This window comes from Collinsella sp. TF08-11AT (genome assembly GCF_003437035.1).
Classification (GTDB): Bacteria; Actinomycetota; Coriobacteriia; order Coriobacteriales; family Coriobacteriaceae; genus Collinsella.
In genome coordinates, this window is sequence record NZ_QSRL01000006.1 from 79,028 (window position 1) to 101,277 (window position 22,250).

The following is a 22,250-nucleotide window of genomic DNA, read 5'->3' on the forward strand; positions in this document are numbered from 1 at the left end:
AGCTGTTTCGCGCTCTTTAGAGCTGCGTTAAAAAAACCCGATGCAACCGCACGACCATACCCGCCAAAGAGGGACAGGTTTTGACGATGTCCGCGCAAGCAGGTATTATCGAACATGTATTCGATAAGAACATGTGTTTGATGGAAGGACACGGATGGCGCACGAGCAGCACACCTATATCTGCATCGACCTCAAGACGTTTTATGCCAGCGTCGAGTGCGTCGACCGTGGGCTCGATCCGCTCACCACCAACCTGGTCGTTGCCGACGAATCGCGCGGGCGCACGACCATCTGCCTCGCCATCACACAGGCCATGAAGGACCTCGGGATACGCAATCGCTGCCGTCTGTTCGAAATTCCCGATGGCATCGACTACATCACGGCCGTACCGCGCATGCAGCATTACATGGAGGTGTCGGCGAAAATCTACGGTATCTATCTGGAATACGTCAGCCCCCAGGACGTGCACGTCTACTCCATCGATGAGTGCTTTATCGACGTGACGCCCTATCTGGACCTCTATCACACAGATGCGGAAGGGTTCGCCTGCACGCTGCGCGACGAGGTCCTCGCGCGCACCGGCATCACGGCGACGGTCGGCATCGGCCCCAACCTATTCCAGGCCAAGGTAGCGCTCGACATTACCGCCAAGCACGTACCCAGCCGCATCGGCATACTCGACGACGAGACCTTTCGCAAGGAGATCTGGCCTCATCGTCCCATTACCGATATCTGGGGCATCGGCCCCGGCGTGGCAGCCCGCCTCGAAAAGTACGGCGTCTACGATCTGATGGGTGTCGCCGCGCTCGACGAAAACCTGCTTTACGATGAGCTCGGCGTCAATGCCGAATATCTTATCGACCACGCCTTTGGGCGCGAGCCAACGACCATCGCCGATATCCAAGCCTATCGCCCGCAAGCGACCTCGACCACCACGGGGCAGGTGCTCTCGAAGGGCTATGCCTACGAGCAGGCCTACACCGTCTTGCGCGAAATGGTCGATGCCGCCGTGCTGGATTTGATCGACAAGCACGTGGTGTGCGACAGCATCTCGCTCTTTGTGGGCTATGCAAGCGAGCGCGCCGACATACGCCGGCTCAACGTCAGCGGCACGGCGCAGTATATAGACGGCTGCGGACACCTGCGCTCGAGTACCTCGGGCATCGAACCCGCAGCGACCGACGGCTCCGAGCTCGCGCCCCGTGCTCCCAAGCCCGTCCAGCGCGATGACGAAAGGCGTCGCCTGGTGCGCGAAGCGCAGGCAATCGATGGCATCTTTGTGGGAGAGCATGGCGGCAAACCGCGTGGTGGCTATGCCGCACTCTTTGCGCACTCCAACGCCTCGCGAAAGCTGCCCGAGCGCACTAATTCGTTTAAGAAAATCATGGGCTATTTCGATGAGCTCTGGGCGCAGACCGTCGATCCCAAACGACCGGTCAAGCGCATCAACCTTGGATTTGGCAACCTCATGCCCGAGGAATTTACCACCATCGATCTGTTCAGCGATATCGAGGCCGATGAGCGCGAGCGCGACCTGGCGCGCGCCGTCCTGGCCGTGAAAGGCAAGTACGGCAAGAACGCGCTCGTCAAGGGATTAAGCTTTACCGCCGGCGCCACCGCGCGCGAACGCAACGACCAAATTGGAGGACACCGTGCCTAAACCCAAACAACAGCCCGTGCGCCCGCCGACCGCCTTCGAGCGCCTGGCGGACCCCGAGGGCAGGCGCCGCGCCGCCGACCCCAAGCTCACTGCCAACGGTGCCGTGCGCGCCAACCGCGCCGCGCAGTTTATGCCCTTTGCCGCCCTCACGGGATACTACGAACTCGTGCGCAAGCAGGAAATCACCGTCGAGTCAAAACGTGAGCTCACGGAAGAAAAAGCCCTCGTACTTTCTAAAAAGCTCGAGGGTCTCAAACGTGGCGACTTGGTTCGTGTCAACTATTACGATACATACGGCTATCGCAGCCGCACCGGCATCCTCGACGAGGCGCTCCCCGCCTTCAAGCTCCTCAAGCTCCGAGACATCGCCATCAACTTCGACGACATCCAAGACATCGAACTGCGCGGACGAGCCTAGCCAAGGAAGCGCATCCAGGGCGGCGCTTACAGCGTCATGACGTAGTAGCCCGCATCTTTCACGGCCGTCTCGAGGACACCACGATCAACCGGCTGCTTAGAGCGCACGCGTGCCGTGTGGTCCGCATACGTCACCGTTGCCCACACGCCATCCAGCGCATTGAGGGCATTGGCTACGTTCTGAGCGCAGCCGTCACAGCTCATGCCGCCGATGAGCAGCTCATCGCTATAGGGATAGTGTGACGCATCGGTATCCACCACAACAACCTTTTTGGCCTTCTTGCCGCTCGTACCATCGCTGCAGCAACTCTTCCCGTGTGTCGAAGCGGCAATGCGACGCAGTCCAAAAAACATGCCGACGGCAATGACGGCCAGCACGATGAGATTCGCAGGGTTGAGCAAGTCACTCATGCGCTCCCCTTTCAAGTAGCACTATCTAGATACCCCCATGGGGTGTCCCCATCTTAACCCAAAATCATGTCTGTTCGGTCAATTAGTTTCCCTCTTCAAACTTTTTTGTTGACCATGGCTTACTTTCGTGTATAAGTTTTCCTAGACTAACAGTTTAGATCCGTAAGGAGCGCCGTGACTCGAACCATAGATATCCCAACGTTTCAGGCAGCGGTCGTGCGCAACTGCTCTCCCACGCTCGCGGGCATCAAGCCGGCATCGCTCTTTACCTATCCAGGCACCTACGCCCACGGGAACGGCTCGACCACAACCGAAACCATCGCAGAACGTCGAGCACGCCTGCTCAACGTTATCGCCCAGTGCAATCGCGAGCTTGACCCGCTCGGCATCCACCTGAGTGTTTTGGTCTGGCGGCCCTGCGGAGCACTCGTGTACGTGTACCGAGCCAAAAGCCTCGCCACCTATTTCGCAGACCCTCGCGCCCAAACAGCGCTCGCCTCGGAAGGCTACGACACGAGAGACCTTTCGACATGCCTTGTGCATTTGGCATCACGCATCACGCTCGCGAGCAATAACGTCGCGGAATGCGCTTGTAGCCAGACTCGATGCGCACTACCCCAGCAAGCTAGCTGCAGCAACGACTGCACCTGCGAGTTTCCGCACGAAATAGGCTACTTCCTTGGATATCCCTACGACGACGTGCACGAGTTTATCGTCCAGCGCGGCGAGAACTACAAGGTCTTTGGGGCCTGGAAGGTCTACACGAATGTCGAGCAAGCGCTTGCGATGTTTGACGCCTACCGCGCTTGCACTCAATACCTCACCTTTGTCTATCAGCAGGGCTGCAGCTTGGCGCAACTTGCCCAGGCAACCCGATAGAACATAGAAGCCGCGGCAACCTGCCGCACAACTGAAAGGACTCAACATGAGCAAGATCGCCGTCGTCTACTGGAGCGGCACGGGCAACACCGAGGCCATGGCAAACCTCGTCTCCGAAGGCGCCACGTCCGCGGGTGCCGAGGCTGAGGTCATCTCCTGCGCCGACTTCTCTGCCGACAAGGTCACCAACTATGACGCCTTCGCCTTCGGCTGCCCCGCCATGGGGTCCGAGGAGCTCGAGTACGACGAGTTCCAGCCGATGTGGGATGAGGTCAAGGAAGTCCTCGGCGACAAGAAGGTCGTCCTCTTTGGCTCCTATTCGTGGGCCGAGGGCGAGTGGATGGATAACTGGAAAGCCGACGCCGACGAGGCCGGCGTCAACGTCGTGGACTCCACCATCTGCTACGATGCGCCCGACGATGAGGGCGAGGCGGCCTGCAAGGCCCTGGGAGCGGAGCTGGCCTAACGAAGCCGCCAGAAAGTCGCAAGGCAACTAACAGCCGAGCACCGCACAACAACAGTCGCTCATGCCCAAACAAAAACGGGGGCCGGATACTATCCGATCCCCGTTTGTTATATCGACAATTTCGACGCGCCGCTACGAGATATTTCCCAAGAACGCCTTGGTGCGCTCGCTCTTGGGGTGGTCGAAGACCTCGCTCGGCGTACCCTCTTCCACAATGACGCCGCCGTCCATAAAGACGACGCGGTCGGCGACATCGCGGGCAAAGCCCATCTCGTGCGTCACGACGATCATGGTCATGCCGTCGCGTGCCAGGTCGCGCATGACACCCAGGACGTCGCGCACGAGCTCGGGGTCGAGCGCCGAGGTGGCCTCGTCAAAGAGCATGACGTGCGGGTTCATCGACAGGGCGCGGGCGATGGCAACGCGCTGCTGCTGACCGCCCGAGAGCTGGCTCGGCATAAAGTCGATACGCTCGGCAAGACCGACCTTGGTCAGCTCCTCGACGGCAATCTTCTCGGCCTCTTCCTTGCTGCGCTTGAGTACCTTCTGCTGCGCGAGCATGACGTTCTTTTTGACTGAGAGGTGCGGGAACAAATTGAACTGCTGGAACACCATACCCAGATGCGTACGTACCTTGTTAAGGTCGACACCCTTGGCGCACACGTCCACGCCCTCAACGACAATCGAGCCACTCGTGGGATGCTCCAGACGGTTGATGCAGCGAAGCATCGTCGACTTGCCCGAGCCCGAGGGGCCCAAGACCACAACGACCTCACCCTTGTGCACATCCAGATCGATATCGCGCAGGACCACGTTGTCGCCAAAGGCCTTCTGGAGGTTCTTGATACTGACGACGACCTCGTTCGAGTTATTGGTTTCGCTCATGATAGGACCTCCTTACAGACCGGCGATGTGATCGGCGGGCGTCGCGACAACCTGTCCGGCGCTCTTGGCGGGACGCTTCTTCTTGGTCTCGGCCGTGCCCAGAAGCCTCGCCTCAAGACCGCTCACCAAGCGAGCGAGCGGCAGGGTGATGACCAGATAGAACAGAGCGGCAACCACGTACGGTGTAATGGAGCCCGTCGTGGCCACGATGGTACGGGCGTTCATGACGATCTCGACCACACCCACGGCGGCAAGCAGCGACGTATCCTTGTAAAGCAAGATAAACTCGCTGGTCAGCGTAGGCAAAACATTGCGGAACGTCTGCGGAATCATAACGTAGAGCAGCGTCTGGAAGGCATTCATGCCCAGAGAGCGAGCAGCCTCGTTTTGGCCCTTGGGGATTGATTGAATACCGGCACGGAAGATCTCGCACAGGTACGCAGACGAGTTCATGGCCATGACGATAACGCCCAAGACATAGTCGTCCACCTTGACGCCGGCCAACGGCAGACCGAAGAACGCGATGTAGATCTGCAGGAACGCCGGCGTACCGCGAATGATATTCACGTAGATGCCGGCGAGGCAGCGCAGGATGCGCGACTTGGAGATGCGCATGAGCGACAGGGCAAAACCGAAGGGAATTGCCAGCGGAAACGCCACGAGCACGATCGAGAGCGACATGAGGAAGCCCTTAAAGACGATCGGCAGGCTCTGGACCAAAATGACCGGGTTCAGGAACAGGCGCAGGAACATATTGGAGTTCCAGGCCTCGACCCACGGCTGCTCTTTAAGGTCGGCCAAGAAGTTATCGAAGGCCGTCACGCCCTTGATCTCCACCGACGGAATCTTGGAGATCTTCTTGGTCGACCCGTCGGCGAGCGTATAGGTGCCGCTAAAGGCCTCATCGCCGCCCTCGACGGGGAAGGTCACGCCGTAAACCTCGACACGGAAAAAGCCGCCGGCAGGCGCCGTCTCGCCAAAATCGATCTTGAGCGTCTGGCCGTCAGCCTTGCACGTGGGTTTCATGGGCGTACGATCCATGAGGTCCTCGCCCGAGAGCATCGTCAATCGCGTGTCATCGGTACCAAACGTCGTGCCGTCGACAAACGTCAAAGAAAGACCGCTCAGCTCCTCGTCGGCATCGGCCTGAACTTCCCAGGTAATGCGCGTCTCGGTGCCGCCGACCACAGCGCTGCCCGAACCGGTGTTGGGTCGGGCGGTAATCTTTGCGGTCTCAAGCGCCTGGGCGGTCGTGGGCGCATATGCCCCCGCGCACACCAGCGCGAGCGCCACGGCCATGACGCAGGCTAGCTTTTGGAGCAAGGCGGGCAGTGAAAAACGCTGCTCCGCGGCCCCTTTGTTCAGTCGAGACAAGGTGGCTCCTATCGTAGAAGTTGCCGGCAAAACGAGACGGAAACACTCTCCGTCAAGAGAAGCGCAAAGGCCCTCTCCGCAAAACGGAAAGGGCCCGCGCACAATCAAGTAGCTATTTTACTTGATGTTGTACTTAGCCATGAGGGCGTCGACGGTACCGTCATCGGTCAGGTCCTTGATGGCCTGGTTGACGTCGTCCTTGAGCTTGGTGTTGCCCTGGTTGATGGCGATGGCGTACTCCTCGCCGGTGCTGATCTGCTTGATGGTCTGGCAGGTGTTGAACTGCTCGGCGGTCAGCTGGCTGGCAACGGAGCGGTTGGTGACTACGGCGTCGCCCTTATCGGACTGCAGGGCGCTGAAGCACTCGGTAGCGTCCTTGTAGGGGACGATCTTGGCCTTCGGGAAGTTCTCCTGGGCAAAGGCCTCGGCGGTCGAGCCAGACTGGACGATGATGGTAGCGTCGGCGTTGTTGAGCTTCTCGCTGTAGTTGTCGGCCGTGATGTCGGTGTTATCGACCTTGGTCACGATAGCCTGATCGTCCATGTAGTAGGAATCAGAGAAAGTGACTTCCTTCTCACGCTCGGGCGTGTCGGTGATAGCCGCGATGGAAACATCATACTTGGCGCCCGAAGCGACGCCCGGAACCAGCGTGTCAAAGTCATTGTTGACATACTCGACATCCAGGCCCAGCTTGTCGCCGATAGCCTTGATGAGCTCAAGGTCAAAGCCCTGATAATCGCCGTTGTCATCCTTGTACTCAAACGGAGCGTACTCGGCAGAGGTGCCGACGGTGAGCGTACCGTCCTTGACGAGTGCATACTCCTTGGAGCCGTCGACCTTCTCGACCTTCGCGTTGTCAGAGCTGCTGGAACCGGCATCGGAACCAGAGGTGGCGTTGGACGAACCACAGCCCGTCAGTGCAAGAGCGAGCGCCATGGCGCCCGTGGCTGCAAACGCGCCAAGCTTCTTGAGCTTCATAATCAGTCTCCTTCCAGTGACCCCGTTTGATTCAGAGGTCTGCAAAAACTGTTGGCTATTATGCACCCGGAATTACGAATCTGCAATGAGAAAACTGATTGAAACAAACCCATAACGTGAATGGAATACTCCACTTAGCAACAGTCATTACTGCTGCAATGACCTTAACAGTTTGATTTCAGCTGCATAACCTGCAAGTTCGTTCGGCGTCTCCAAAATAAATAGAAGTGCACGCAAGCGGCTATTCGATACAATATTCTGCATAACCTGCATACCGCCGCCAAACTCTTCACTACCCAGGTAGCCCTTGCCGATGCACTCGTGGCGATCCTTATGGGCGCCGCAGGGGTTCTTGGAGTCATTGATATGCACGGCGCGCAAGCGCTCGATACCCACCACGCGGTCGAACTCGTCGAGTACGCCGTCCAGGTCATGGATGATGTCGTAGCCAGCATCGCTCACATGGCAGGTGTCCAAACAAACGCCCAGCTTATCGGACAGCTCCGGGCACTTGGCGGCAACGCCCTCGATAATGCGCGCCAGCTCTTCAAAGCTACGGCCCACCTCGGTGCCCTTGCCCGCCATGGTCTCAAGCAATACCGTCGTCTGCTGTCCCTCAAACATCACCTGGCACAGCGTGTCGACAATCATCTGAATGCCGGCGTCTGCCCCCTGTCCCACATGCGCACCGGGATGGAAGTTGTAGTAGTTGCCGGGCAGTGCTTCCAGACGCTGCAAATCTTCCGCCATAGCCTCCAAGGCAAACTCCCGCGCCCGCTCCTTAGCGGAGCAGGGGTTATAGGTATACGGGGCATGCGCCACTAGCGGTCCAAAGTCGTTTTGCGCCATAAGCTCGCGCAGAGCCGCCACGTCATCCATGTCAAGGTCTTTTGCCTTGCCACCGCGCGGGTTGCGCGTAAAGAACGCAAAGGTATTGGCACCAATGGACAACGCCGTCTCCCCCATTGCCCGATAGCCCTTCGTCGTCGAAAGATGACACCCGATCGTTAGCATCTCCAACTCCCCCTCATCAGTTGCGGTGAAATACGGTCTATTGGTGCCTTATTTTGGCGCAAACAGACCGTATTCCACCGCAAGATATAAAAGGGGCATCAGGGGCAAGGTCCGCCGAGCCCCCTTGAGCACCAGCACCGCAGCCTAGAGCGTCAAGCGAATCGCATCGATAATCTGCGCACAGCGCTGCGTGGCGGCAAGAGGCATAACGGGGCTTTCAAGCTCTCCCGTCTGGACGAGCTGCGTCGCATGCTGAATTTCGCCGTAGAAATCATCGACCTCAAACGGGGCATTTATTTCGAGCATTCGTCCGTCGGAGTACTTCACATGGGCGAGCTCGGGGCGATGGAGGCGCTCGATTTCCACCGAACCCCGTTCGCAGGCAATCGTTAAGCGGCTTTCATATGCTGCTTTGCCGTCGCACACCATATGAATGGGTATACCGCCGACACTCATATGGATCTCATCGGCCCAATCCACGCGGCCGCCCAATACGTCACGCCAGCGAACTTCACGAGACGAAACATCGCACGCACCCGCAAGCAGATCCTCAAACCACCCGACCGCATAGCAGCCCATGTCATATAGACAGCCACCCTGCAACGGATCGAGCAGATAACTCGAAGGGGACTCACCATAATCGAGTTTTTGCACGCTTTCGATCGAGACGATACAGCCGAGCTCGCCCGACGCAAGCAAACCCTTCACGCGAGTATGCATCGGACAAAACCGATTTTTCATCGCCTCCATAAACGGCACACCGCACTCACGGGAAACAGAGGCGATCGCATGGGCCTCTTCTTCATTCAAAACGGCCGGCTTTTCGCACAGCACGGCCTTTCCCGCGCGCAGTGCCCGACAAGCCCAATGCGCATGCATGCCATGCGGAATAGCCAAGTAGATTGCATCGACATCGGGATCGGCAATCAACGCATCATAAGCCGCATCGCCGCTATCGTCAGCCGTGGCATAACTGTGCGCGGCATCAATCGAAAACGCTCGACAAAATTCCTCGACATGTGCAGGAGTGCGGCCGGCCGCAGCCACCAGCCGTGCCTCGTCGACCTTCTTGAGCGACGATGCAAATCGATGCGAAATGTGCCCAGCGCCCAAAACGCCCCAACGAACCTCACGCAAATCATCACATGAATCCCGATGGCCCACGACAGCCCCCTTCAGTTGCGACGAAATAGTTCCTGCTATCGCCCTATTCTGCCGCAAACAGGAACTATTCCATCACAAGATATAAAAGGGTCATGAGGAGCGAGTTTTGCTGAAGACTTTAAGCGCGGCCGTTACGGGGCCAGGCTGGAAACGTCGGCGCGCGTCGTCGAGACGCTCGGGGACATCGATGTGTTGCGGGCAGTGACGCGCACATTTGCCGCACTTGACGCAATTGCTCACGAGCTTGGGCTCGCTCGTGCGCACCGCGCTCGCCGTAAAGTATTGCGACAGCCCCGTAAACCAGCTGTGCGCATAGCTCGCGTTGTAAGCGGCAAAGCAGCCGGGAATGTTAATACCCTTGGGACATGGCATGCAGTAGCCGCATCCCGTGCAGGGCACGCGATTCGATTTTTCAAACTCCGCCAGCACGCGTGCGATGGTATCGAGCCGAGCGGCTGTCATCGAATCCGGCAGGGCCCGATCGGCCAGCACCGCGTTCTCGTCCACCTGCGCGGTATCGGTCATGCCCGAAAGCAGCATCGTGACTTGAGGATGGTTCCACACCCACGAAAGGCCCCAAGCAGCCGGCGTCTTCAGGTACGGATCGCGTACGTCATCGAGCACGGCGCGGGCCCGCGGAGGCAGCTTGCCCGCCAGGCGTCCGCCCAAAAGCGGTTCCATCACAAACACCGCGAGCCCGCGCTCGGCGGCTGCTATAAGTCCCGCCGTTCCCGCTTGGTAGCGCTCTCCAGCGTAGTTGTACTGAATCTGGCAAAAATCCCAGTCATACGCGTCGAGCATCGTCAGGAAGTCCGCCGCACTGCCGTGATACGAAAAACCTATCTGGCGAATACGCCCCGCAGCCTTTTGGTGCGCAATCCAGTCTTCGATGCCCAACGCCACCACGCGCTCCCACTGGGCGGGCGAAGTGATGTTGTGCATAAGGTAATAGTCGATATGGTCGGTCCGCAGGCGGTGCAGTTGCTCGTCGAAGAACCGGTCGAAATCCTCCGCGCACTTGCACGAAGCGTGCGGCAACTTAGTCGCGAGCAACACGCGGTCGCGCAGACCCAGGCGCTCAAGTGAGGCGCCCACGCACACCTCGTTACCGGGATAGAGATACGCGGTATCCAGATAATTAATCCCCTGTTCCACCGCACGGGAAATGATGGCATCGGCTGTCTTCGCATCCGGATGGCCCGGCGCACCGGGAAATCTCATGCAGCCCAGACCCAGAGCGGATATTCGGTTACCACTTTTGGGGTCAACGCGGTATTGCACGGCCCCTCCTTTCGCCATCAGCGCCCCGGCAAGGCGAAACACAATGGTCACGCGGCCGAAACATCGTGGAATCGCAATCGAGAACGTATCGTAACGCAGCAGAAATCGAGCTGTCACGGCACCGCTTTAACATCAGCAAAAAGCCCGATGAAAGGAGCCACCCATGCCCACGCTCGACCTTTGGAATCTCGCATCCCAGCTCAAAAGCACCGATTATCGCTGGGTAGACCTCACCCACACGCTCTCGTGCGACACTCCGCACTGGTTCGGCTTTAAGCCCTTTGAGTCCACCAAACTCTTCGACTACCTGCCCGACACGCCCGAAGACATGCTCGCGCCCATGCGCTGCTTCCAGTATTCGGTTGCTTCGCAGTACGGCACGCATGTCGACGCACCGCGCCACTTCCATGTTGACGGCCGTTCCCTTGGAGAGATTGAACCCATCGAGTTTATGCATCCGCTCTGTGTGATCGACAAACACGAGGAGTGCGCCACAAATCCCGACTACGTCCTGACCGTCGAGGACCTCAAAGCATGGGAGGATGAGCACGGTCGCATTCCCAAAGACGCTTTCGTCGCCTTCCGCTCCGACTGGTCCAAGCTCACCGACCTCGAAAACAAGGACGAGGACGGCCAGCCCCACTACCCCGGCTGGGACCTCGACGCCATCAAATGGCTTGTAGAAGAGCGCAACATCGGCGCCATCGGCCACGAGCCGGCTGACACCGACCCGGCGAGCGTGACCACGCGTGAGGACGCCTACCCCTACCCCGGCGAGCAGTACATCCTCTCGGTCGACCGCTATCAGATCGAGGTCATGGACCATCTAGACGAGCTTCCCGCCACGGGCGCCGTCATCTTCTGCACCTTCCCCAAGGTGCGTGATGGCGTCGGATATCCCGCACGTGTCTTTGCGGTCTGCCCCGCGTCATAAGTTCCCATGCGTTTGTTCTTCTAAATACGGCCATCCGGTGCACGCGACATGGCCCGGCGGCATACAATCCATCAGGCGCCCCATACGCGGGCGCCTTTTTATGGGGAGATGATTCACATGCAGATCAACAAGGTCGCCTTCATCGGCAAGGGCGGCGTGGGCCTGCTCTACGGCAGCATGATCGCCCAAGCGCTCGGCAACGACGCCGTCGAATACGTTATGGACGACGCGCGCTTTGAGCGCCACGCGGGTGATGCGCTCACCGTCAACGGCAAGCCCTGCGCGCTCAAGTCCGTCCGCGCGAGCGAGGCGACACCCGCCGATCTGGTCATCCTCACGGTCAAGACAACCGGACTCGACCAGGCGCTCAAGACTATGGAACACATCGTGGGCCCCAAAACGCTCATCGCCTCGCTGTGCAACGGCATCACCAGCGAGCAGAAGATTGCCGAGCGCTTTGGCTGGGAGCACACCGTCCTCGGAATCTGCCAAGGCATGGACGCTGTGTTTCTCAACGGCGCGCTCACCTTTACCAATGCGGGCGAGATCCGCTTTGGTGCGGCCGCCGGCACCGACCCCGCGACCGTCACCGCTATCGACGGGCTCTACACGCGCTGCGGCATCGCCCACACCGTCGAGGACGACATCGCCCACCGCATGTGGGCAAAACTTATGCTCAACGACGGCATCAACCAGACCTGCATGGCCTACGGAGGCACGTACGGAAGCGCCACGGAACAGGGCTCCGAGCAGCGTCGTTGCTTTGTCTCCGCCATGCGCGAGACGCTTGCGGTCGCCAACGCCGAGGGTATCGAGCTCACCGAGGCAGACCTAACGCAGATGGTGCATCTCATCGAGGGGCTCGACCCCGCCGGCATGCCCTCGATGGCGCAGGACCGCGTCGCGCAGCGCAAAACAGAGGTCGAGGAGTTCGCGGGCACCGTCCGCCGCCTCGCGGCCAAGCACGATATCCAGGCGCCGCAGAACGAATGGCTCTATCGGCGCATCCGTGATATCGAGGCAAGCTGGTAACGCCGCCGCACCGCATCCAACAGTCTCAATATCAAAAACCGCCGCAAAGGGCACTCCCCTTGCGGCGGCTTCCTTCTTCATCTATGGGCAAAACCAGCTTCACAACGGCTAGCGCCGCACCTGCGGCGTCTCGTCCTCGTCATCGCGGCAAAGGGTCACGCCCGCACTTCCCAGCAGCGCTGATGCGATGAGCGCGCCGACCACAATAGGAGCAGCCCCGCACGAGCCCTGCATGCCTGCGACAAACGCAGCTGTAGGGCCAAGACAGCCAAGTACCAATGCGACGGCGGCGATAGCGATATCTCGAGCGTTCATGAGACCACTTCCTCCACGAGAAAGACCTTATTTCTCATGAACCAGTGTGCCCCGCATGCATACGCCCAGCGTACCGCCACGGTAAGGGCTCTGTTAACTCAAACGCACATAAAGAAAGGGCGGCTTTACGTTGCCTAAAAGCTCAGTAAAGACGCCCGCCCATCATGTGCCTATTTTGCTCTGATGGCAGATTACCAACCGGTGTAGTAGTCGGTGGTTCCGGCGGCGCAGCCGGAGTCATAGACCTTGCAATCACCCTTGGAGCCCGTAAAGGTCGAGCCCTGGGCCATATCGCCCGCGGCAACAACGTAATAGCCGTCGGAATCGCGCCAGAAGCCCTCAGAATCCTGCGTCCATTCGCCCGTGCGGTGGTGATACAACACGTTGCTGCTGTAATAAGTCTCGCGGCGGCCGTTATAGTTATTGACGCCGCTCGAGCGCGTCAGACCCGAGCCGTTCGCGTAATACGCAGCAGACGTGTAAGACGAGCCGGAGCCGGCGTTGTAATACGAAGCCTGGGCGGCCTCGGCAGCCTCCGCCTCGGCGGCAGCGGCCTCGAGCGCTTCGCGCTTGGCATTCTCAAGCGCAGTGCGCAGCTCATCGAGCTCGGTCGACTTCGCGTCGACCTCCCCCATCGTCAACAGACTACCCGCACCGTCGATACAACCCTGCAGCACAGCGCGCTCGTCATCGGTAGCATAGTCGCCATACATATTCATAATGATCTGAGCGCGCATCTCAAGGGAATCGCGCTTGGCCTCCATCGAGGCGTTCCACTCCTGCATGGAACCATAACCATCGCCGCGATAATCAACGGGCTGTACCAGCGTCGCCTCGGACGGCGTAGATCCAACCGTATCGGACAGTGTTGCCGCGTGGGCATCAGTTGCGCCGGCGCCTGCCAAAAGTGCCACGGTCAGAGCGGCAGAAAGGGCAGCGGCTTTCGGTTTTCGTGAATCGATCCTCATGTAGCTGGAAACCTCCGTAGTGCGTTTTTGCTGCGTTTGAGCTGCGTGTGATTCGATCGCGTTGCATAGTACCTCGAGCAAATCGCGACCTGCAGTTTTACTCAAAAGGCGCACGTCAATTGCGTAAAACTCACATCCTCTCAACAGGAGTTTTCCACAACTCAAATGCATAAAGCATGCCAAAAACCCTGTAATAGCGCCCTTCCTATGCAAAAAAGACGCCTGCGCAACCATTGCTTGCGCAGGCGCCTTGAGCAGGCATTTATGCAGTTATACCTATCGAGTCGCAAGGGGTCCTTGCACAAGTCGCCTTACTCGTCCAGCACGGCGAAGGCCTGCTTCAGATCCCAAATGATGTCCTCGGCGTTCTCGGTACCGATGGAAAGACGGATCGTGGAGGGCGTGATGTTCTGCTCGGCGAGCTCCTCGGCAGAGAGCTGGGAGTGCGTGGTGGTAGCCGGGTGCACGACGAGCGACTTGACGTCGGCCACGTTGGCGAGCAGCGAGAACACCTGCAGATGATCGATGAACTTCCAGGCAGCCTCCTGGCCACCTTTGATCTCGAAGGTGAAGATCGAGGCACCGCCGTTGGGGAAGTACTTCTGATAGAGCTCGTGATCGGGGTGCTCAGGCAGGCTCGGGTGGTTCACCTTGGCAACGTGGCTGTCGCCGGCAAGGAACTCAACGACCTTCTTGGTGTTCTCGACATGACGGTCAACGCGCAGCGACAGGGTCTCGGTGCCCTGGAGCAGGGCCCAGGCGTTGAACGGGCTGATGCAGGCACCCTCGTCACGCAGCAGGATGGCGCGGACATAGGTTGCGAAGGCGGCGGGACCGGCAGCCTCGGCAAACGAGACGCCATGGTAGGAGGGGTTGGGCTCAGCGATCTGGGCGTACTTTCCGCTCGCCTTCCAATCGAAGTTACCGCCGTCGACGATCACACCGCCCAGCGAGGTGCCGTGGCCGCCGATGAACTTGGTTGCGGAGTGGACAACGATGTTGGCGCCATGCTCCAGCGGACGGAACAGATACGGGGTGCCGAAAGTGTTGTCGACGACAACCGGCAGACCGTGCTTCTTGGCGATCTCGGAGATGGCGTCGATGTTGGGGATGTCAGAGTTGGGGTTGCCGAGCGTCTCGAGATAGATGACCGTGGTGTTGTCCTTGATGGCCCCCTCGACCTCTTCCAGGTTATGGGCATCGACGAAGGTGGTCTCGACGCCAAACTGGGAGAGCGTATGCTCCAGCAGGTTGTAGGAGCCACCGTAGATGGTCTTCTGAGCCACCACGTGATCACCGGCCTGGGCAAGAGCCTGCAGGGTATAGGTGATGGCAGCAGCACCGGAGGCGACGGCGAGACCGGCCACGCCACCCTCGAGCGCGGCGATACGGTCCTCGAAGACGCCCTGGGTGGAGTTGGTCAGACGGCCGTAGATGTTACCGGCGTCGGCAAGACCAAAGCGGTCGGCGGCGTGCTGGGAGTTGCGGAACACATAGCTCGTGGTTTGATAGATAGGCACAGCACGGGAGTCGGATGCAGGATCGGCGCTCTCCTGGCCAACGTGCAGCTGCAGGGTATCGAAACCAAAGGTGTGCTCGGGGTTGTTGATAAACTGGCTCATGATGATCTCCTTGATCGAACAAAAGTAATAAGAGTAAGAGAAATAAGTCGCTGTCTCCTGATCACGCCGACGGGCGCAAGCAGGAGCCCGGCATTCGTCTTGGTAAGCAATTCATATGCGGGCCTCCTTTCGCATCCCGGTTCCGTGGTCGGCTTAATTACCTACCGCCTTTGTGTGTTTTGAATAGTACGAGCATTGTTTCGCTCGGTCAATCACTTAAAAGCGCTAACCTGTTATCGGTTTTTTAGATAGCTATCGAAAGGACGGGCGTCGATGACCCTCCAGCAGCTTCGTTTTCTGATTGCCGTGGCAGAGTCCGGCTCAATCAACGCCGCAGCTCAGCGCCTCTATACCGCTCAGTCCAACATCTCAAACGCCGTCAAAAGCCTGGAGCAGGAGCTCCATCTGGAAATCTTTACGCGCTCCAGCCGCGGCGTCACGCTCACCAACGACGGTACCGAGCTCTTAGGCTATGCGCGCCAGGTCGTAGAGCAGGCCGACATGCTCGAGGCACGCTACGAGGACGGCGGCACACCCCAGGCGCGCCTTGCCATCTCGGCCCAGCACTACGCGTTTTCGGTCGAGGCCTTTGTCAACGTCGTCGAGCGCTGCCGCGACAGTAAGTTCGAGTTCATCATGCGCGAGACCACCACCTCGCAGATCATCGACGACGTCCGCGCATTTCGCAGCGATATCGGCATTCTGTACCTGGATGACTTTAACGCCCGCGTTCTGCAGAAGGCCTTCGCCGATGCCCGCGCAAGCTTCCATCCCCTCTTCGACGCGACGGTCCACGTCTTCGTTAGCGAACGCCACCCGCTCGCACGCCGCCCTCAGCTGTCCCTTGCCGACCTCACGCCCTATACGCGCTACAGCTTTGAGCAGGGAACCTCAAACTCCTTCTATTACGCCGAGGAACCTTTTAGCTATATCCCTTGCGACCGCAACATACGAATCTCGGACCGCGGAACACTTACTAACTTACTTATCACGTCGAACGGTTACACCCTGTCGACCGGTGTCCTTTCCAATGAAATGCAGTGGGGTATGGCATCGATCCCGTTAGCAGACGCCCCAACGATGCACGTAGGATATATCATGCACGACGAGCGCAAGCCCTCTCCTCTCTTGCGGCAATACCTCGACGAGCTCAACCGCATCATCCATGCCGACCAGCTGTCGGAAGACGGGGTAGAAATCGTAGATTGCTAGCCCGCGGCGGGCATGGCGCTACAATGGTCACTCACACGAAGCGTACCCAACGAAAGGAACCATGTGAAGGTCATCATCTATACCGACGGCTCGGCCCGATCAAATCCGGGACGCGGCGGCTACGGCGCCGTGCTCAAGTACACCAACCCCGCCGGCAAGACCTTCACCTCCGAGCTTTCGCGTGGCTACGCCAAGACCACTAACAACCGCATGGAGCTCATGGCGGTCATCGTGGCGCTCGAGGCACTTAACCGCCCCTGCGAGGTCGAGGTCCATTCCGATTCGCAATACGTCGTCAACGCCTTCAACAAGCACTGGATCGACGGCTGGAAAAAGCGCGGGTGGAAAACTGCCAACAAGCAGCCCGTCAAGAACCGCGACCTGTGGGAGCGTCTGCTTGCCGCAAAGAGCAAGCATAAGGTGGAGTTCATCTGGGTTAAGGGGCATGCCGGCCACGAGCTCAATGAGCGCTGCGACGAGCTCGCCACCACCGCGGCCGACGGAGCCAACCTCGATATCGACGCCGGCTTTAACGAGAGCGACCTGTAATAGCGTTTTCGCGCAGCTTTATATCCCCACGCGCTACACTCATCCTGTAGACCAAACAACGCAAGGGGGACGCATGCTGCGTATAGCGACCATCGGCACATCCATGATCACCGACGACTTTATCCAGGTCGTCAATGCCAACGACCAAGCCGCGTTTGTGGGCACGCTTTCACGCGATGCCAATCGCGGTACCACCTTTACCGCCGAGCACGGCGGCGAACGCAACTTCACCGCACTCGACGAGCTCGCGTCCGCCGACGACGTCGATGCCGTCTACATCGGCAGCCCCAACGCGCTCCATCACGAGCAGGCGCTCGCCTGCATCGCCGGCGGTAAGCACGTTATCGTCGAAAAGCCCTTCTGCGCCACCGAGGCCCAAGCGTTCGAGGTCTTCCGTGCTGCCGAGGCAGCAGGCGTCGTGGCCCTCGAGGCCATGCGTCCCCTCCACGACCCCGCTTTCCACGCCGTCGAGGACGCCCTGTGCGAGATTGCGCCCATTCGCCGCGCCTCACTGCGCTTTGGCAAGTATTCCTCACGCTACAACGAAATCCTCGCTGGACGCGCCACCAATATCTTCGACTGCAATATGGCATCGGGTTCCCTCATGGACATTGGCGTCTACGCCGTCGAGCCCATGGTCGAGATTTTCGGCATGCCCTCTGGTCTCACCAGCATGACCACGCTGCTCGACCCCTCAACGCAAGAGCTCACCCATGGCCCCATCGACGGTTGCGGTTCCATTCTCGCCAGCTATGGCGGTGGCTATATCTCCGTCGAGCTCGCGCACTCCAAAATTACGAATGACCTGCTGCCCTCGCAGATCGAAGGCGAGCGTGGCACTATCCAGATCGACCATCTGTCCACGCCCCGCAACGTCCGCATCGACTATCGCGGCGACGTCGTACGCGGCTCGGCGACCGAGGCGCCGCGCGAACAGGACGACAACGGCCGCGCGCTCGACCTTCCCAAGTCAAGCAACACCATGGAATACGAACTCGCAGACTTTATCACCGCCATCGGAGGCATCGATAACGTTAAGGAAGAGATCTGGGAGACCCCGGCGGGACGCCATGAGCTCGGCCACTACCGCGATGTCACGCTCGTCTCGCTGCGCATCATGGATGCCGTGCGTCAGCAGGCCGGCATTACCTTCCCCGCCGATTCAGTCAAGCAGGCCTAGCGATGGGCCTCTTCGATACGTTCTTCTCCAGCGTCACCGGCGGCAGTCGAGAGCCTCAAAAACCATCAAACATCGAGCTCGAGCTGCGCCGCAGGCTTACTGTGCTCGCAAGCGACGAGGCCACTCAAGACACTCCCCTGCGCTACTTCCTGCACTGGACGGGGCAAGTCCAAGGCGTTGGTTTTCGCTTTACCAACACCAACCTCGCGCAGGCACGCGCACTCACCGGCTGGGTGCGTAACATGGAAGACGGCTCCGTCGAGATGGAGATACAGGGGGCTCCGGCAAACATCCTATCTCATCTCGAGGCGCTTCATGCCTCCTACGAGCGCATGGGAACGCGTTTTCGCCTCGCAGACGCCCAGGCCCGAGCCCCACTTACCAATGAAGACGGTTTCAGTCCTCGTTATTAGTATTGTGTGCTAAATACGGTATCATTTACCTACGACCGTTGATAGAAAAGAGGCGAGGCGCATGGCGGTGCAAAGAAGAAACACCAAGCAGCGGAAGCTGGTTCTTGACGCCGTGCGCCAAAGCTATAACCACCCCACCGCCGATGAGATCTACAACGCCGTGCGCGCGCAGGATGACAAAATCAGCCGCGGTACGGTCTACCGCAATCTCAATCTCTTAGCCGACGCCGGCGAGATCCTCTCCATCAAGACGCCGGGCGGCAGCCGCTTCGATCGCACGATCGAGCCGCATGCGCATATCATCTGCACCTCGTGCAGCCGCGTCATCGACGTACCGCTCCCCTTCGATGCCCAGCTCGACGCCAAGGCGTCCGAGCAAATCGGCTGGAACGTCACCTCGCACTACACCATCTTCGAGGGCCTCTGCCCCAACTGTAGGTAGATTTTGGGACATGCCTACTCAGCAAGTAGACGACGCAGCTCTTCTTCGACCGTGCGCACGTAGCGGACACGGTCATTGACACCGCGCATGCTGGGATTGCAGCTCTCCATCAGATAGGGATGGCCCACCACGTTGAGCATGTCGCGATCGTTTTCGTTATCGCCAAACGCCATCATTTCGTTAGGTGAGATCCCCAGTGCGCGACCATAATCGGCAAGCGCGGACCCCTTGCCCGAATCAAAGCCGATAAAGTCGGTCCATTCGGTTCCCGACGTCATCACATCGACCCGGTCGCTAAAGCGACGCGCAAAATACTCCAACGCCGCCGGCTGCTCTGTCTCGGGCGTTTGAAACGCAATCTTAATGACATCCTCGTCAATGTCCTCGGGACGGTCGACCACCGCCACATCGCAGTGGACCTCGTAACGCAAATGGTCAATGAACGCATCGTTACCGCTTATGGTGTAGAGGTGCCCCTCGCAGGAAAGGGTTACGTCGGCATGGGGGTAGGCGACCACGGCATTCGCGATATCCATAGCAAGGCTACGTTCCATGGAACGTTTGACAACGGCACGCCCCTCGCTCATCACCAGGGCTCCGTTTTCGCATACATAGGCGAGCTCATCGGCCACCGGGGCAAACAGGTAGCGCAAGCTCGCATATTGACGGCCACTCGCCGGCATAAACACAATGCCGCGACGATGCAGCTCGTCGATGAGCTCAAATGCCTCAGGACGCGGCTCGCGCTCCCCCGGATGCAGCAACGTGCCATCCAAATCGCAGGCGATCAGTTTGATTCCCTCAAGACCCATATGCTTCCCCCAAAGCACCCCATCAAAAGTAAGACGGACTTTGAATAGTTGCCTCTCAAAGTCCGTCTTACGCATACGCACGTTAGCCGCGCGCCTTCTTTACGATCGTAAAGTCTGGAGCCATACTCACAACAACATCCGCCGCGCTCGATGCAAAGCGTCGACTGGCATCGAGCTCGCGTGTGACCACCGAGAGCCGAACACCCTCGACACCCCGGAGCATGCGGCCCAAAACAGGCCGCACCGGCGTATACATGCGCACGGTATGCTCGTCCGAGTCGCCCCGGAAGAGCGGCGCATGCATGTTGCCGATTTCCCAGCACGCATGCGCGAGCGCAATCGGATCCATGCGGTCGACTTCGACCAAATAAACCTCGGCGCTGCGCAGGCGCACGACAACCGCTACGGGCACCGTGCCCGTGCGGTCGACAGCGAGCACGTCACCGTCGGCAAGACGCTCGCCATCAGTGGCATCCAGCCGGGCATTCACCGTGCGCCCCAGCTCCGTCACGCCCACAAACAGGCGCGCATCAGCCTGGTCCCAATCGAGTAGCAGCTCGTCAACCTCAAAGACGCCACCCAGCTCCCGACGAAGCAGGAGTTCATAGGACGGGTCGTTGAGATTTCCCAAGCGCTCCGTAGCTACCAGGTCCACGGACATCAACTAGTCCTCGACCTCGACGAGCTCGATATCAAAGTTGAGGTCCTTGCCGGCGAGCTCGTGGTTGGCGTCGAGCGTCACAGCCTCGGGCGTCACATCGATGACCACGGCGGGGACGGGCATGCCGCTCGGCGTGGACAGGAAGAGCTTCATGCCCTTCTCGATCTGCTCGATATTGGGAACCTGCTCGGCCGGGAAGGTGATAACCATCTCGGGATTGTGCTCACCGTAGGCATCGGCCGCAGGAATGTGTACGGACTTCTTCTCGCCCACCTGCATATCGATAACGGCGGCATCGAAGCCTTTGATCATCTGACCGGCACCGCAGGTGAACTCCAGCGGCTCACCGCGATCGTAGGAGCTATCGAACTGCGTGCCGTCGTCGAGCGTGCCGCGATAATGGGTCTTGACCTTCTTGCCCTTGTTGGACATGGTAACCTCCGTAATAAGGGCGGCGCACAACGCGGGCCGCCATGAACATATGGCGCTAACTATACCCTAGTCATACAATTCAAAGACAGTTTGCAAAGAAACGCTGCAACCGGAGGAACCATGGCATATCCCGTATTTGACTTGCACTGCGACACCGCCGACCGCATCGGCTGGGCCACGCTCGATCTCGACCTGCGCTTTACCGCCGGCACCGACGGTTATTTCCCCGGCGACGAAACGCATCCGCAAGATTTCGACCTCATCGAGGGCAACGCCTGCGCCATCTCGCTCGCAAAGATCGGCAACACGCCGTGGGCACAGTGCTTCGCCACGTTTGTCCCCGACGAGATTCCCACCGCCCACGCCGCACGCTTCCAAGCACAGATCATGGCGCACATGAGCGGCCAGGTAATGCTCGACCACGACCGCATGGTCAACGTACGCAGCGCCGCTGACATTCGCCCTGCACTCAAAGACGGCAAGGTCGCCTGCATCCACACCATCGAAAACGCCACGTTCTTTGCCGAGGACCCCGCGCTGATCGAGGCGCTCAAGAGCCTGGGCGTACTCATGTCATCGCTCAGCTGGAACGCGCAGGGGCCGCTCGCGAGCGGCCACGACACCCACGCCGGCCTCACCGCCGCCGGCATCGAGGCACTTACGCAGATGGAGCACGCCGGCATGATACTCGACGTCTCCCACCTCAACGATGAGTGCTTTGACGAGGTTGTCGCCCACGCCACGCGCCCCTTCGTCGCCAGCCACTCAAACTCCCGTGCGGTTTGCGGCGTCAAGCGCAACCTCACCGACGACCAGTTCCGTACCATTCGTGACATGGGCGGCATCGTCGGCCTCAACTACTGCAGCGAGTTCCTCTCCAACGAAGCAACCGACGAGACCGCCGCAGATGTCACCTTCGACCAGCTGGCAGCCCATATCGAACACTGGCTCGACCTGGGCGGCGAAGATGTCATCGCGCTCGGCGGCGACTGGGACGGCGCCAAGGTACCCAACTTCCTCTCCGATGCCAGCAAGATGCCCGAGTTCCAGAACATGCTTTCCAAGCACTTTGGCAAGACCGTGATGCAAAAGCTCTGCAGCGACAACGCCCTTGCCTTCTTCGAGCGTTATTAATTTCACATCCCTTGA

The 22,250-nt window shown here is 59.3% G+C and carries 25 protein-coding genes; 12 read left to right on the forward strand and 13 right to left on the reverse strand.

Annotated features, from left to right (window positions below; translation table 11 throughout):
• The first annotated feature begins 154 nt into the window (after positions 1-154).
• Both DXC79_RS05565 and DXC79_RS05570 read left to right on the forward strand, forming a co-directional pair.
• Complete coding sequence (locus tag DXC79_RS05565; RefSeq protein WP_117635435.1) at positions 155-1,660, forward strand: DNA repair protein; 1,506 nt, start codon at positions 155-157, stop codon at positions 1,658-1,660.
• Positions 1,653-2,078, forward strand: a complete 426-nt coding sequence (locus DXC79_RS05570) for a hypothetical protein (protein ID WP_233503012.1) — start codon at positions 1,653-1,655, stop codon at positions 2,076-2,078. Before DXC79_RS05565 ends, DXC79_RS05570 begins: the two co-directional genes overlap by 8 nt.
• A 26-nt stretch (positions 2,079-2,104) precedes the next feature.
• Here the strand turns inward: DXC79_RS05570 and DXC79_RS05575 are convergent, their stop codons facing one another.
• Positions 2,105-2,488: a heavy-metal-associated domain-containing protein gene (locus tag DXC79_RS05575; RefSeq protein ID WP_117635436.1), complete on the reverse strand. Its 384-nt coding sequence runs from the start codon at positions 2,486-2,488 to the stop codon at positions 2,105-2,107.
• 174 nt (positions 2,489-2,662) lie between these two features.
• Between DXC79_RS05575 and DXC79_RS05580 the strand changes: the two genes are divergently transcribed.
• Together DXC79_RS05580 and DXC79_RS05585 are read left to right on the forward strand one after the other, a co-directional pair.
• Positions 2,663-3,367: a DUF3793 family protein gene (locus DXC79_RS05580; protein ID WP_089573006.1), complete on the forward strand. Its 705-nt coding sequence runs from the start codon at positions 2,663-2,665 to the stop codon at positions 3,365-3,367.
• Between the two features lie 46 nt (positions 3,368-3,413).
• Complete coding sequence (locus tag DXC79_RS05585) at positions 3,414-3,833, forward strand: flavodoxin (protein ID WP_117635437.1); 420 nt, start codon at positions 3,414-3,416, stop codon at positions 3,831-3,833.
• 132 nt (positions 3,834-3,965) lie between these two features.
• On the opposite strand, the gene DXC79_RS05590 is transcribed toward DXC79_RS05585, so the two are convergent.
• The 6 genes from DXC79_RS05590 to DXC79_RS05615 all read right to left on the reverse strand — a co-directional run bounded on the left by DXC79_RS05590 (position 3,966) and on the right by DXC79_RS05615 (position 10,529).
• A complete protein-coding gene (locus DXC79_RS05590) occupies positions 3,966-4,718 on the reverse strand; it encodes an amino acid ABC transporter ATP-binding protein (protein WP_055251428.1) in 753 nt (250 codons plus the stop codon).
• 12 nt (positions 4,719-4,730) lie between these two features.
• Complete coding sequence (locus DXC79_RS05595; RefSeq protein WP_231501583.1) at positions 4,731-6,092, reverse strand: ABC transporter permease subunit; 1,362 nt, start codon at positions 6,090-6,092, stop codon at positions 4,731-4,733.
• Positions 6,093-6,209: 117 nt separating this feature from the next.
• Entirely contained in the window at positions 6,210-7,070 is an 861-nt protein-coding gene (locus tag DXC79_RS05600) for an ABC transporter substrate-binding protein (protein ID WP_117635438.1), read from the reverse strand.
• Between the two features lie 147 nt (positions 7,071-7,217).
• A complete protein-coding gene (locus tag DXC79_RS05605; RefSeq protein WP_117635439.1) occupies positions 7,218-8,084 on the reverse strand; it encodes a deoxyribonuclease IV in 867 nt (288 codons plus the stop codon).
• A gap of 144 nt (positions 8,085-8,228) precedes the next feature.
• Positions 8,229-9,248, reverse strand: a complete 1,020-nt coding sequence (locus DXC79_RS05610) for a Gfo/Idh/MocA family protein (RefSeq protein ID WP_233503013.1) — start codon at positions 9,246-9,248, stop codon at positions 8,229-8,231.
• 90 nt (positions 9,249-9,338) lie between these two features.
• Positions 9,339-10,529: an aldo/keto reductase gene (locus DXC79_RS05615; protein WP_117564433.1), complete on the reverse strand. Its 1,191-nt coding sequence runs from the start codon at positions 10,527-10,529 to the stop codon at positions 9,339-9,341.
• A 163-nt stretch (positions 10,530-10,692) separates the two neighbouring features.
• Between DXC79_RS05615 and DXC79_RS05620 the strand changes: the two genes are divergently transcribed.
• Together DXC79_RS05620 and DXC79_RS05625 are read left to right on the forward strand one after the other, a co-directional pair.
• Entirely contained in the window at positions 10,693-11,463 is a 771-nt protein-coding gene (locus tag DXC79_RS05620) for a cyclase family protein (RefSeq protein ID WP_117635440.1), read from the forward strand.
• Between the two features lie 117 nt (positions 11,464-11,580).
• Positions 11,581-12,495, forward strand: a complete 915-nt coding sequence (locus tag DXC79_RS05625) for a ketopantoate reductase family protein (protein WP_233503015.1) — start codon at positions 11,581-11,583, stop codon at positions 12,493-12,495.
• Between the two features lie 108 nt (positions 12,496-12,603).
• Here the strand turns inward: DXC79_RS05625 and DXC79_RS05630 are convergent, their stop codons facing one another.
• From DXC79_RS05630 to DXC79_RS05640, 3 genes are all read right to left on the reverse strand, one after another.
• Positions 12,604-12,810, reverse strand: a complete 207-nt coding sequence (locus DXC79_RS05630) for a hypothetical protein (RefSeq protein ID WP_089572989.1) — start codon at positions 12,808-12,810, stop codon at positions 12,604-12,606.
• 191 nt (positions 12,811-13,001) lie between these two features.
• Positions 13,002-13,778 (reverse strand): hypothetical protein, encoded by a 777-nt coding sequence (locus DXC79_RS05635; RefSeq protein WP_089572987.1) that lies wholly within the window; start codon positions 13,776-13,778, stop codon positions 13,002-13,004.
• A gap of 311 nt (positions 13,779-14,089) precedes the next feature.
• A complete protein-coding gene (locus DXC79_RS05640; RefSeq protein ID WP_117635442.1) occupies positions 14,090-15,400 on the reverse strand; it encodes an O-acetylhomoserine aminocarboxypropyltransferase/cysteine synthase family protein in 1,311 nt (436 codons plus the stop codon).
• Positions 15,401-15,673: 273 nt separating this feature from the next.
• Here DXC79_RS05640 and DXC79_RS05645 point away from each other — a divergent pair, with 273 nt between their 5' ends.
• The 5 genes from DXC79_RS05645 to DXC79_RS05665 all read left to right on the forward strand — a co-directional run bounded on the left by DXC79_RS05645 (position 15,674) and on the right by DXC79_RS05665 (position 19,196).
• Complete coding sequence (locus tag DXC79_RS05645) at positions 15,674-16,612, forward strand: LysR family transcriptional regulator (RefSeq protein WP_117635443.1); 939 nt, start codon at positions 15,674-15,676, stop codon at positions 16,610-16,612.
• 12 nt (positions 16,613-16,624) lie between these two features.
• Positions 16,625-17,161 (forward strand): ribonuclease HI, encoded by a 537-nt coding sequence (gene rnhA / locus DXC79_RS05650; RefSeq protein WP_117635444.1) that lies wholly within the window; start codon positions 16,625-16,627, stop codon positions 17,159-17,161.
• A 73-nt stretch (positions 17,162-17,234) separates the two neighbouring features.
• Positions 17,235-18,341, forward strand: a complete 1,107-nt coding sequence (locus DXC79_RS05655; protein ID WP_117635445.1) for a Gfo/Idh/MocA family protein — start codon at positions 17,235-17,237, stop codon at positions 18,339-18,341.
• Positions 18,342-18,343: 2 nt separating this feature from the next.
• The gene (locus DXC79_RS05660) at positions 18,344-18,754 is read left to right on the forward strand and encodes an acylphosphatase (protein ID WP_117635446.1); all 411 of its coding nucleotides are present in this window, start codon (positions 18,344-18,346) and stop codon (positions 18,752-18,754) included.
• 61 nt (positions 18,755-18,815) lie between these two features.
• Complete coding sequence (locus DXC79_RS05665) at positions 18,816-19,196, forward strand: Fur family transcriptional regulator (RefSeq protein WP_006234400.1); 381 nt, start codon at positions 18,816-18,818, stop codon at positions 19,194-19,196.
• A gap of 14 nt (positions 19,197-19,210) precedes the next feature.
• Here DXC79_RS05665 and DXC79_RS05670 read toward each other — a convergent pair whose 3' ends face one another.
• From DXC79_RS05670 to DXC79_RS05680, 3 genes are all read right to left on the reverse strand, one after another.
• A complete protein-coding gene (locus tag DXC79_RS05670; protein ID WP_158550975.1) occupies positions 19,211-20,008 on the reverse strand; it encodes an HAD-IIB family hydrolase in 798 nt (265 codons plus the stop codon).
• 82 nt (positions 20,009-20,090) lie between these two features.
• Positions 20,091-20,669 carry an urease accessory protein UreE gene (locus DXC79_RS05675; RefSeq protein WP_117635448.1) on the reverse strand — a complete coding sequence of 193 codons (579 nt, stop codon included), beginning with the start codon at positions 20,667-20,669 and terminating at the stop codon, positions 20,091-20,093.
• Between the two features lie 3 nt (positions 20,670-20,672).
• Entirely contained in the window at positions 20,673-21,101 is a 429-nt protein-coding gene (locus DXC79_RS05680; RefSeq protein ID WP_117635449.1) for a peptidylprolyl isomerase, read from the reverse strand.
• A gap of 120 nt (positions 21,102-21,221) precedes the next feature.
• On the opposite strand from DXC79_RS05680, the gene DXC79_RS05685 reads away from it, so the two are divergent.
• On the forward strand, positions 21,222-22,235 hold the full coding sequence (locus DXC79_RS05685) for a dipeptidase (protein WP_117635450.1): 1,014 nt from the start codon (positions 21,222-21,224) through the stop codon (positions 22,233-22,235).
• Positions 22,236-22,250: the final 15 nt, after the last annotated feature.

What these genes read in the sequence shown, in the direction of transcription:
- DXC79_RS05565 (WP_117635435.1), top strand. Translation starts at nt 155, where the DNA reads ATGGCGCACGAGCAGCACACCTATATCTGCATCGACCTCAAGACGTTT.
- DXC79_RS05575 (WP_117635436.1), bottom strand. Translation starts at nt 2,488, where the DNA reads ATGAGTGACTTGCTCAACCCTGCGAATCTCATCGTGCTGGCCGTCATT.
- DXC79_RS05585 (WP_117635437.1), top strand. Translation starts at nt 3,414, where the DNA reads ATGAGCAAGATCGCCGTCGTCTACTGGAGCGGCACGGGCAACACCGAG.
- DXC79_RS05590 (WP_055251428.1), bottom strand. Translation starts at nt 4,718, where the DNA reads ATGAGCGAAACCAATAACTCGAACGAGGTCGTCGTCAGTATCAAGAAC.
- DXC79_RS05600 (WP_117635438.1), bottom strand. Translation starts at nt 7,070, where the DNA reads ATGAAGCTCAAGAAGCTTGGCGCGTTTGCAGCCACGGGCGCCATGGCG.
- DXC79_RS05605 (WP_117635439.1), bottom strand. Translation starts at nt 8,084, where the DNA reads ATGCTAACGATCGGGTGTCATCTTTCGACGACGAAGGGCTATCGGGCA.
- DXC79_RS05620 (WP_117635440.1), top strand. Translation starts at nt 10,693, where the DNA reads ATGCCCACGCTCGACCTTTGGAATCTCGCATCCCAGCTCAAAAGCACC.
- DXC79_RS05625 (WP_233503015.1), top strand. Translation starts at nt 11,581, where the DNA reads ATGCAGATCAACAAGGTCGCCTTCATCGGCAAGGGCGGCGTGGGCCTG.
- DXC79_RS05630 (WP_089572989.1), bottom strand. Translation starts at nt 12,810, where the DNA reads ATGAACGCTCGAGATATCGCTATCGCCGCCGTCGCATTGGTACTTGGC.
- DXC79_RS05635 (WP_089572987.1), bottom strand. Translation starts at nt 13,778, where the DNA reads ATGAGGATCGATTCACGAAAACCGAAAGCCGCTGCCCTTTCTGCCGCT.
- DXC79_RS05640 (WP_117635442.1), bottom strand. Translation starts at nt 15,400, where the DNA reads ATGAGCCAGTTTATCAACAACCCCGAGCACACCTTTGGTTTCGATACC.
- DXC79_RS05645 (WP_117635443.1), top strand. Translation starts at nt 15,674, where the DNA reads ATGACCCTCCAGCAGCTTCGTTTTCTGATTGCCGTGGCAGAGTCCGGC.
- rnhA (WP_117635444.1), top strand. Translation starts at nt 16,625, where the DNA reads ATGGCGCTACAATGGTCACTCACACGAAGCGTACCCAACGAAAGGAAC.
- DXC79_RS05655 (WP_117635445.1), top strand. Translation starts at nt 17,235, where the DNA reads ATGCTGCGTATAGCGACCATCGGCACATCCATGATCACCGACGACTTT.
- DXC79_RS05660 (WP_117635446.1), top strand. Translation starts at nt 18,344, where the DNA reads ATGGGCCTCTTCGATACGTTCTTCTCCAGCGTCACCGGCGGCAGTCGA.
- DXC79_RS05665 (WP_006234400.1), top strand. Translation starts at nt 18,816, where the DNA reads ATGGCGGTGCAAAGAAGAAACACCAAGCAGCGGAAGCTGGTTCTTGAC.
- DXC79_RS05670 (WP_158550975.1), bottom strand. Translation starts at nt 20,008, where the DNA reads ATGGGTCTTGAGGGAATCAAACTGATCGCCTGCGATTTGGATGGCACG.
- DXC79_RS05675 (WP_117635448.1), bottom strand. Translation starts at nt 20,669, where the DNA reads ATGTCCGTGGACCTGGTAGCTACGGAGCGCTTGGGAAATCTCAACGAC.
- DXC79_RS05680 (WP_117635449.1), bottom strand. Translation starts at nt 21,101, where the DNA reads ATGTCCAACAAGGGCAAGAAGGTCAAGACCCATTATCGCGGCACGCTC.
- DXC79_RS05685 (WP_117635450.1), top strand. Translation starts at nt 21,222, where the DNA reads ATGGCATATCCCGTATTTGACTTGCACTGCGACACCGCCGACCGCATC.